The organism is Endozoicomonas sp. (assembly GCF_051008435.1).
Lineage (GTDB): Bacteria > Pseudomonadota > Gammaproteobacteria > Pseudomonadales > Endozoicomonadaceae > Endozoicomonas_A.
The window spans coordinates 21,981-31,419 of sequence record NZ_JBPCXO010000389.1 but is presented as its reverse complement, the minus strand read 5'-3'; the positions used below and the strand labels follow the sequence as shown (position 1 = coordinate 31,419).

Sequence of the window (9,439 nt, the reverse complement as noted above, 5' to 3'; positions counted from 1 at the left end):
CGGTTTGAGACAGTTTTTATGATTATTTGAGGCGAATAGCGAGCTATTCAACGAAAAGAATCATAGAAAATGGCCAAATCCGGCTTTTTCGCAGTAGGTCAGTGGTAAGTCCGACAGGCTCCTAGCTAACGGACCATCTCAATCTCTTCACTTGACACCAGATCAACTGACAACCAAAATAGACTGACTAGTCGGTTTAAAGCAGTTTATATGTCCAAACGTAACCAGATTCTTGATGCAGCCCTGATCCTGTTTATGGCCAACGGCTTTGAAAAAACACCCACTTCCGCCATATCCAAAGCGGCGGGCGTAGCAACCGGGACACTGTTTCATCACTTCAAAACCAAGGAAGAGTTGATCAGCGCGCTCTATTTCGACATCAAAATGGACATCAGGAACCGTATCTTTCCCAGCCTGAGTACAACAGATGATTTGAAAGCGAGATTGTTTGCCCTTTTCGAATCGATCATCGACTGGTCTCTGGAGAACCCTGATCAGTATCACTTCATGATTCAGTTCAGCGAGTCAGCTTTTATCTCTCCCAATACCAGAGAAAGAGTCGAAGAAGCCTTTGAAGAAATTCCAGCCATGATATCAGAAGGTTTTAAGCAGGGAGTATTACACGACCTGCCGGAAGATCTGCTTTGTCGTCAGCTCTACTCACTGCTTATGAGCAGTGCAGGTTATTTGCTGGATAACAAAGCTTTATGGCAGCAGCAGAATTTCCGCCAGAGCTTGCTGCAGTCATTCTGGAAAGCTATGGCACGGGTGTAATTTTTTAACTTGAATTCCGACCGATTAGTCGGTCACAAAGGAAACACAATGAACAAAAACATTGGTTTTCTGTTTTGCCTGATGGGAGGAGTACTTATGACAGGTTGTGCAGATTTTTACGAAAAAGATCCGATAGCAACAGAGCGACTCAGAGAGTCACCGCAGTATTCTGAAGACCATCAGAAATTCAGGAACAACGCCAACACCGACCCAATGAGTTTGAGCAAACTCTGGAAAGTCACAAAAGACTACTTTAACAGTCGGGGAACGGAAGCAGTTCCCAATAGTCACATTGCCCTGAAACCACTCAACCTTGATGATTTTTCTGAAAATGCACCCCAGGCTTTACGATTTGCACGACTAGGCCACTCTACTCTACTGATTCAGTTAGGGGGTAAAAACTGGCTCACTGATCCAGTTTTCAGCTCGCGGGCTTCACCTGTTCAATGGGCAGGACCAAAACGCTTTCATAAACCCCCCATCGAGATAGAACAGTTGCCCGCCATTGAAGGCGTCATCATTTCTCACAATCATTATGATCACCTGGACTATCACAGCATTCAGAAGTTAAGCGCTGCCGTAAACTATTTTATTGTCCCACTGGGAATTGGGCAGACTTTAAAAGACTGGGGCGTCAAACCGAGCAAAATTGTTGAGCTGGACTGGTGGGAAAAGAAAAAGATAGGCGACGTAGAGCTGATAGCTACGCCATCACAGCATTTTTCGGGGAGAGGTTTATTTGACTCTGACAAAACGCTTTGGAGCTCCTGGGTGATCAGAGATTCGAAACAATCCGCCTACTTTAGCGGCGACTCCGGATATTTTCCGGGCTTTAAAGAGATAGGTGACGCCTACGGCCCCTTTGATCTTGCCTTCATGGAGTGTGGCGCTTACAACGAGCTGTGGCGTGACATTCACATGATGCCTGAAGACACCTTGCAGGCTTTTGTGGACGTAAAAGGTAAACACCTTGTCCCTATCCATAACGGCACATTCAACCTGTCAACTCATGCCTGGTTCGACCCCATGGAAAGAATCACCGATCTTACCAGGAAAAATAATATTGAGGTTTTGCTACCCGTGATGGGTGAGACCGTTTCTTATTCTGAAACAATGACCGATAAACAGAAGCCTTGGTGGTAGTGCAAAACATCAATGATAAGCAAAAAGCATGAACCAAGTGATCATACGTCTCTAACCTCTGCTGGTATTTCATATCAGGAGCCTGTCGAACTGAGGCATTCTTGCAGGAATTCAAGCAGAAATTGCCTCCGACTGGCTCCTGGGAGTCAAAATAAATCAGTCCAAACTGATCAATCAGCGAGGCAGGTCACTGACCTTGAAGGACTGCATCTCGACGCCGTTATTTTGGAAGGCAGAACTTTCTTCAACACCCCCTACCCTTGGAGGTTGTCGCAAAAGGTAGCGAGCGCAGGCGAGACAAGGCAAAAAATGACGAAAAAGCGGAGTTTACATGCAGTAAATGAGCATTTTGAGTCATTTTTTAACGACGTATCGGCAAGCGCAGCCCTTTTGCGAAAGCCTCCTTGTGTGAGAGCTCGGGGCGAGGAGCCCTCCTGATTAAACGTTAAAGCGGGTGACCCCTTGAACCCTGAAGCGGGTCTCACTTTGGTGTTGAGGTAGGTGTTTATACTGTAATGCTGACGTGTAATCTGATAGAGTCAGCTTACAAAATAGAAGTGCTTCTGTATGGCTCAAGGGATGGATGCCAGTCTGTTAAGAACAATAATCAGTCGACCCTCGGGCGGTAGCGTGTTTCCTGTAAGTCAGAAACTTCCCTCCATTGGCAGATTTAAAACTTTTATCATTCTGATGGACTCGCAGTGGAACAACAACTTCTTGATTACCTGTTGGTCATTCCCACCATTTGTTCAACCTGTTAAACGGTATTGACACATTCCTGAGTCATATCTCTCACAATATTCAGCCTAAAAAGAAAAAGAAGTAATGAAACGAATAAGCTTCAAGTCTCTAGTTATTGTTTTAGTTGTGGGATTACTGACAGCATGCTCAAACAGTAATCAGATTGTTCTTGATCAGAACAGCACCATCGTTGCCTTCGGTGACAGTCTTACCCAAGGGGTGGGTACGACCCCTGAAAACAGTTACCCCAGTGTTTTGCAGAGAGAGCTTGGGGTTCAGGTGATCAATGAAGGTGTATCCGGTGAAACCAGTGCTGAAGGTCTGGCAAGGTTGGAAGACGTTCTCCAGAAACACAATCCGGACCTGGTCATACTGTTTTTCGGTGGTAATGATGTTTTGCAAAAGCTATCCGTTGATCAGCTGGAACGAAATCTGGAAGCCATGATTCAGATGATCCAGTCCTATCAGTCAGAGGTGTTGCTGGTGGGAGTGCCCAAGGCAGCACTGTTTCTGGCGCCTTTGCCCTTGTACGAGTCACTGTCGGAGCGTCATGGTCTGGTTTCTGATCTGACAGTCCTGAGTGAGCTGCTTGGCCAGCGTTCAATGAAGTCAGATACCGTTCATTTAAACAGAGCGGGTTATGAGGCTCTGGCGTTGTCATTCTCAGAAAAAATAGACATTCAATAACGTCATCCACATCATCTGTAGCTAATGGATTAATGTGTAGAAAAAGGAATTTACCGTGAATAATAATCTTAATAAACCAACACAGGCTTTTATCGGAGCATCCTGGGGAGCACCTGTTTACAGGTGCAGCGGCTTATCTCTTCGGGTTATGGAGTGCAGAGATGGAGCTCAACGAAAAGGGCTACTATCTGACGTTGATTCTGTTTGGTCTTTTCTCGGCCGTTTCGTTGCAAAAATCGGTACGAGATCGACTGGAAGGTATTCCTGTGACAGGTATTTACTATGCTCTCTGCTGGTTCAGCCTGGCCGCAGTCATTGTTCTTCTGTTCATTGGTTTGTGGAATGCCTCTCTGGAAATGAGTGAAAAGGGCTTCTATGCCATGTCATTTCTTTTGAGTCTTTTTGCTGCAGTAGCCGTTCAGAAAAATGTAAGGGACCTTTCCCTGCTCCCCTCTGAAGAGAAAGAAGAAGTGCACGAAGAGGTTGAGACATCAGGCGTTAATTAATATGACAGCCGACCTATTAGCGTTGCTGAAACAGTCACTGGAGATTACTGAGACTTTGGAAGCCTGCAGGATGATAGAAGTTCCAAACTATTACCTCGCCGGTGGAGCAATAACCCAGACAGTCTGGAATCATCTGCTGGGTTTGCCTCTTTTAAACAACATCAAGGATTTTGATGTTGTTTATTTTGATAGCAGTGATGCCAGCAACGAGCAACATTATCAGCTGCAGATTAGTGACCTTGTAAGTCATACCTTTCCTGTGGATGTAAAGAATCAGGCAAAAGTCCATGAGTGGTACCCTCAGAAGTTTGGCAATGTCATAGAGCCCTATCAATCGGCTGAAGAGGGTATTGCTTCCTGGTTGCCTGCATTTGCTATAGGGGTCAGGCTTGAAGGCAGTGGGCTGAAAGTGTTTGCTCCCTATGGTTTGGATGATCTGATGGCTATGCATATCAGACCCAATAAAACGGTTATGAGTGAGCAGAGTTATGTCGCTATGACAAAAAGTTTCAAGGCTCGCTGGACCGGGATTACTGTAGAGCCTTGGTAGTATGAATCCTTTGTCATCAAAGAAGGGTTCTTTCAAAAGGGTTTTGATTGCCATCACAGAGTAGCTATCTATGGAAACTGTCTTTATCACCGGTGCGAACAGAGGGATTGGCCTTGAACTGACCAGGCAGTTTTTGGCTTCAGGTCGAAATGTCATCGCTGCTTGCAGAGACGTGGCGCAGGCCAGTCAATTGCGTGAACTGGCTCCCTCGCCTGAACTGGAGTTGGTTGAACTCGAGGTCACCTCCCAAGAATCACTCAACCAGCTGTCTGAGAAACTGGATGGGCGAACGATCGATATTGTGATTAATAATGCAGGTGTTTTTGGCCCCTATGATACAGCGGCAGAATTCAATGATGTGCAGGGGTGGTTGAACACGTTCTCAGTCAACACCATTGCCCCCATGCAGGTGACTTCTGTATTGCTGCCAAATCTTAAAGCTTCAGAAAAACCCAAAGTGATTACGGTTTCCAGTCAGATGGGTTCTTTGCACAGAGAAGTGCAGGGGGCACTGGCTTATCGAACGTCAAAAGCGGCGGTGAACAAAGCTATGCAGATTCTGTCGCTTGAGTTGAATGAGCATGACATGATCGTTTGTCCAGTGCACCCGGGCTGGGTTCAGACAGATATGGGTGGGGATGAGGCGGATATCACCGTGGCAGAAAGTGCTACGGGTCTGATCCAGGTTATTGATGCTCTTGAGATGGAAGATTCTGGTAAGTTCTGGACCTGGCAGGGTAAAGAGCACCCCTGGTAAGCTTGGTTAAGTAAAAGGGAGGTAAGCTGTTTTTGTCTCCTTTGATGATTTATTTTCCCGATAATAGAAACAAAATGACGTATAATAATTATAAAAATAGTGCAGTATTTATTTTGATGCTTTCCCTGACATCGACGTTATCCGCAAAGATCTCATCTTTAGATACCACCGTAGAAGAAGAGAGAATCAGTAAGGCTCAGGCTCATTTTCCCACCGTTGTGAATCGACTTGATGCCCTTAGTCATCAGTTTGAAAATGACTGGCGCAAGGCAAAATCCTATGGGCAGTTGAAGGATCAGGCGTATGCACTGGGCAATCAGCTCTGGAAAAATGCCAAAAAGTCGATTCAAAGCCGGGGTGATTTTGATGACCGGGCGCTCTATTGGCAACGTCTGAAAATAACCCGCATCATTCGTTCAGATACGTCTTCAGTTGACCTCTCTCATCAACAAAGAGAGGCTCTGGTGAGTCTTTTTGAGGCGTCCAGTCGTGGTGGCAATGATCTGGAGTTCATAAAGGAAACAGACAAAAAAATACTGTTAACAGGCTTTGACCCGTTTTTGCTGGACCGTAACATCGATCAGAGCAACCCGTCGGGTGTGATTGCCTTGATGCTCGATGGAATGGTCATCGAGCACAATGGCATAACGGCTGAGATTAATACGTTTATGGTGCCTGTTCGCTACAGCGATTTTGATCAGGGAATGGTTGAGAAAGTTCTGTCACCCTTTTATATCAGCAATAGTGTGGATCTGATTACCACCGTCAGCATGGGACGCAAACAGTTTGATCTGGAGCGTTTTCCAGGAAAAAGGAGAAGTGCCCGCGCGCCAGACAACAATAATCTGTATTCTGGCGGTGACAAAGCATCACCTGTGATCCCCCATCTTGGTGAGAACCCACTGCCCGGTAATGAGTTTGTCGAATTCAGTCTTCCCGTGAACAGCATGCAAAAAAGTAAGGGACCCTTTGAAGTTAATGATAATCATCAGGTAACAACCCTGAGTAAAACCTTCAAGCCAGTGACTCTTGCAGAGTTGGAAAAGGAGTTGGCCGTTTCAGGGTCGGGAGGGGGTTACCTGTCCAATGAAATTTCTTATCGAAGCATTCGCTTAAGAAACCAGCTGAACTCCAGCATCCCCACCGGTCATATCCATACTCCCAGAATCAGTCAATATGACAAGGAAGTCACAGAGTCCATTGCGAACCAGGTAGTGGACATGTTGAAGACTTCCCTGGCTGAGATTTGAGCAGGAATTGAGTTGAATAATTCCAGAAAGATTATTGAAAAAAAATCAGGTATAAAGAGACAGATGTCATGAGCTTCAAGCGAGTAAAAATCCCACTGGCTTCGCAGTTAAAGATAGTGGCGGTTGCCTGCCTTATCCTGGCCGCCTTGGAAGTGATTAATATCGTTACCGGACGGAGTCTGAACAGCTATGGGCTGATCCCACGAGATACGTCAACAGGCTGGATAGGTATCTTCACCTCACCTTTTCTGCACGGTAGCCTGCTGCACTTTTTCTCCAATATTGTGCCATTTGCCATTTTCTCTGTTCTTGTACTTCAGCATGGGTTGATCCGTTATATTCTGGTGACCATTGTCTGTATTCTGCTGTCGGGGGCTTTGGTCTGGTGTTTCGGTCGTCCGGGTGTTCATGTGGGGGCGAGTGGTCTGATTTATGGTTATTTTGGTTTCTTGCTTTTAGCAGGCATCTTCAGTCGAAAAATTAAGCTGATCCTGATCTCGGTATTCGTGGGTATTGCCTACGGTGGATTGATTTTCGGAGTCTTACCGGGTGTGCCCTACATCTCCTGGGAGAGCCACTTGTTTGGACTGCTGGCTGGTTTTCTTTGTGCCTGGTTATGGGCTCATGAGAAGCAACAGAAAAAGTGAGCATTAAACTCCTGTCTCTGATGACTACGAAGAAAATGCTCTGGGTTTTTATGCTCACTTTGGGCTCAGTGTTATGGATTTTCGTGGGTGTCTATTCCGGGGTCGTCATCGACAGGGCTTTAAATTCAGAATTTCTACACCACTATGATTATGCTGTCTGGCGTGAGCTTGAAAAGAATAATCATGGCTCGATCGACTTCCAGAACCTGGGCAATGACCAATGGACCCGAATCTGTTTTTTGGGGCCCTACCATCCTGATTCAGAAAAGCTACTGGGTTTCGACTGGGACATTGAAGAGTTTACGGATGTTCTTTCGAGCGATGGCCATAACGTGCTTATATTTGCAACTGAGCAAGAGGTGGTCGATTTTTCAATTCACCGGCGTTCGTACGGTGATTTTTCAGAGTTGTCCGGGCAATGTTTGGATAGGCTCCATTCAAAGATCGTGTTTCCCATCAGAAAAACCTGAAACATTCAGAGGCAGTGAAAAACTCTCTATTTCAGGAATAAAGACCCGTTAGCGACATGAGCCCTTCATGGTAAGGATTAAGGACGATTAGGTGGATAAATGGAAATACAGGGTGACATGGAAATGGATAAATCAGCAGTAATAACTCTTTATAATGAGCATGAAAGAATTTCTCTTTCGCCTACAGGGTACGAAAAAATCCATTCGGATTCTGTGATCAAACTGATCTCACCTGAGCAATCCGGTAGTTTTATCTCTTATTATCGTCTTGATTTGGATGATCAGTTGGTTCAGAAGGCTATTGATCTGGAGGTTCGGTATTTTGAATCTCTGGGTAAGTCATTCGAGTGGAAGGTATACAGTAGCGATTTACCCAGCGATATGGGAGTACTGCTGAGCCGTTCTGGTTTTCTGGCAGAGGAAAGAGAGTCTTTCATGGTGCTGGATCTTGAGAGCTTAACTCTTGCAGAAGATACTGGAATTTGTTCACGGATCACGACCGAAGCAGGCATTCAAGATGTCATTACTGTCCAGGAAGACATCTGGGGTAAAGACCTGACGCATTTGCGGGATGCCTTAAGCAGGCAGCTTCAAATTGAGCCTGAAAACGTCTCAATGTATTGTGTCTATGATGAAGGGCGGCCAGTCTCATCCGCCTGGATTACCTTCTCACCCAACAGTCCGTTTGCGGGTTTATGGGGTGGCTCAACTCTGGCTGCTTATAGAGGGCGTGGGTTTTATAAACAATTGCTGAACCGCAGAGCGGCAGAAGCCATTGCCCGAGGTTATCGATATTTAACGATCGATGCTTCTGATATGAGCAGGCCAATTGTTGAGAAACGGGGCTTTCAGTTGATTTCAACCACAACGCCTTATGTTTATAACCCCTGACTCTCACTATAGGCTGAAGCATTCAAAAATACTTTCAGGAGCTCAATCATGCTAAAAACCACCACCTCCTCAGTAGACGGCCGGGAAATTTCCGATTATCTGGACATTGTCGTGGGTGAGGCCATCCTGGGGGCAAATGTCTTCAAGGATTTCTTTGCCGGTATTCGCGATATCGTTGGCGGACGCTCTGGCGCTTATGAGAAAGAAATGGGTAAAGCCCGTAAGATTGCTTTTTCCGAGATGGAAGAGCAGGCCAGAGAGTTGGGGGCCGATGGTATTGTTGGTATTGATATTGACTATGAAGTGGTCGGTAAGGAAGGCGGTATGATGATGGTCAGTGTCAGTGGCACTGCCGTTAAGTTCAAGTAGGCATTGCTTAATCTCTTGAAGCATTTAGCGTCACTGTCGTATTGCGACTAACCTCTGGGTATCGGTTTTCGTACCCTATGCTCAGAGGTCAATATCATGACTGCCATCGATATTGGTATCCAGGAAAACAGTCGTCTTGAGATTGCAGAAGGTCTCAAACACCTCCTGGCAGATTCTTATACACTCTACCTGCAAACCCATTTTTTCCATTGGAATGTCACTGGTCCCCAGTTCCGGGAGCTGCATCTGATGTTTGAAGAGCAATATACAGAACTGGCTGTTGCCGTTGATGATGTTGCCGAAAGAATCAGGGCGTTGGGTGTTTTTGCACCAGGTTCCTACAGTGCTTTCGCCAAGTTGAGTGCGGTGCAGGCAGTGGATGAAGTCCCAGTTGCTGAAGAAATGATCAAAACATTAACCCGTGGTCATGAGCAGTTGATCAAAACTGCTCGAAATGTCCTGAAAGTTGCCCAGAAGGCCGATGATGAGTCTACTGCTTCTCTGGTTTCCGACAGGATGCGGTTGCATGAAAAAACAGCCTGGATGCTAAGGGCTTCTGAAAGCTCTTGATCCCGTTGACTGTTGTGTTGAAGCCGATCTTTTTGTCTGGGTCGGCTTAATCTTTACCCTACTCTAAATCCTGCCTCTTCCCTC

At 45.9% G+C, this 9,439-nt stretch carries 12 protein-coding genes; all 12 read left to right on the top strand.

The features are described 5' to 3' along the window. Nucleotides 1-210: 210 nt before the first annotated feature. The 12 genes from ACR2PX_RS19685 to ACR2PX_RS19630 all read left to right on the top strand — a co-directional run bounded on the left by ACR2PX_RS19685 (nucleotide 211) and on the right by ACR2PX_RS19630 (nucleotide 9,355). Complete coding sequence (locus tag ACR2PX_RS19685; RefSeq protein ID WP_434001060.1) at nucleotides 211-774, top strand: TetR/AcrR family transcriptional regulator; 564 nt, start codon at nucleotides 211-213, stop codon at nucleotides 772-774. A 48-nt stretch (nucleotides 775-822) separates the two neighbouring features. Continuing rightward, entirely contained in the window at nucleotides 823-1,917 is a 1,095-nt protein-coding gene (locus ACR2PX_RS19680; RefSeq protein ID WP_434001059.1) for an MBL fold metallo-hydrolase, read from the top strand. An 825-nt stretch (nucleotides 1,918-2,742) separates the two neighbouring features. Next, nucleotides 2,743-3,345, top strand: a complete 603-nt coding sequence (locus tag ACR2PX_RS19675) for a GDSL-type esterase/lipase family protein (RefSeq protein WP_434001058.1) — start codon at nucleotides 2,743-2,745, stop codon at nucleotides 3,343-3,345. A gap of 161 nt (nucleotides 3,346-3,506) precedes the next feature. Beyond that, a complete protein-coding gene (gene yiaA, locus ACR2PX_RS19670; RefSeq protein ID WP_434001057.1) occupies nucleotides 3,507-3,851 on the top strand; it encodes an inner membrane protein YiaA in 345 nt (114 codons plus the stop codon). A 1-nt stretch (nucleotide 3,852) separates the two neighbouring features. After that, nucleotides 3,853-4,401, top strand: coding sequence for a nucleotidyltransferase family protein (locus tag ACR2PX_RS19665; RefSeq protein ID WP_434001056.1), 549 nt, complete (start codon nucleotides 3,853-3,855; stop codon nucleotides 4,399-4,401). A gap of 70 nt (nucleotides 4,402-4,471) precedes the next feature. After that, the gene (locus ACR2PX_RS19660; protein WP_434001055.1) at nucleotides 4,472-5,158 is read left to right on the top strand and encodes an SDR family oxidoreductase; all 687 of its coding nucleotides are present in this window, start codon (nucleotides 4,472-4,474) and stop codon (nucleotides 5,156-5,158) included. A gap of 74 nt (nucleotides 5,159-5,232) precedes the next feature. After that, the gene (locus ACR2PX_RS19655) at nucleotides 5,233-6,408 is read left to right on the top strand and encodes a hypothetical protein (protein WP_434001054.1); all 1,176 of its coding nucleotides are present in this window, start codon (nucleotides 5,233-5,235) and stop codon (nucleotides 6,406-6,408) included. A gap of 68 nt (nucleotides 6,409-6,476) precedes the next feature. Next, entirely contained in the window at nucleotides 6,477-7,055 is a 579-nt protein-coding gene (locus ACR2PX_RS19650; RefSeq protein ID WP_434001053.1) for a rhomboid family intramembrane serine protease, read from the top strand. Beyond that, nucleotides 7,052-7,525, top strand: a complete 474-nt coding sequence (locus ACR2PX_RS19645; protein WP_434001052.1) for a hypothetical protein — start codon at nucleotides 7,052-7,054, stop codon at nucleotides 7,523-7,525. The genes ACR2PX_RS19650 and ACR2PX_RS19645 overlap by 4 nt, the downstream gene beginning before the upstream one ends. 99 nt (nucleotides 7,526-7,624) lie before the next feature. Beyond that, nucleotides 7,625-8,416, top strand: coding sequence for a GNAT family N-acetyltransferase (locus ACR2PX_RS19640; RefSeq protein WP_434001051.1), 792 nt, complete (start codon nucleotides 7,625-7,627; stop codon nucleotides 8,414-8,416). A 48-nt stretch (nucleotides 8,417-8,464) separates the two neighbouring features. Continuing rightward, nucleotides 8,465-8,785 (top strand): heavy metal-binding domain-containing protein, encoded by a 321-nt coding sequence (locus ACR2PX_RS19635; RefSeq protein WP_434001050.1) that lies wholly within the window; start codon nucleotides 8,465-8,467, stop codon nucleotides 8,783-8,785. Nucleotides 8,786-8,881: 96 nt separating this feature from the next. Beyond that, nucleotides 8,882-9,355 (top strand): Dps family protein, encoded by a 474-nt coding sequence (locus ACR2PX_RS19630; RefSeq protein ID WP_434001049.1) that lies wholly within the window; start codon nucleotides 8,882-8,884, stop codon nucleotides 9,353-9,355. The last annotated feature ends 84 nt before the right edge of the window (nucleotides 9,356-9,439 follow it).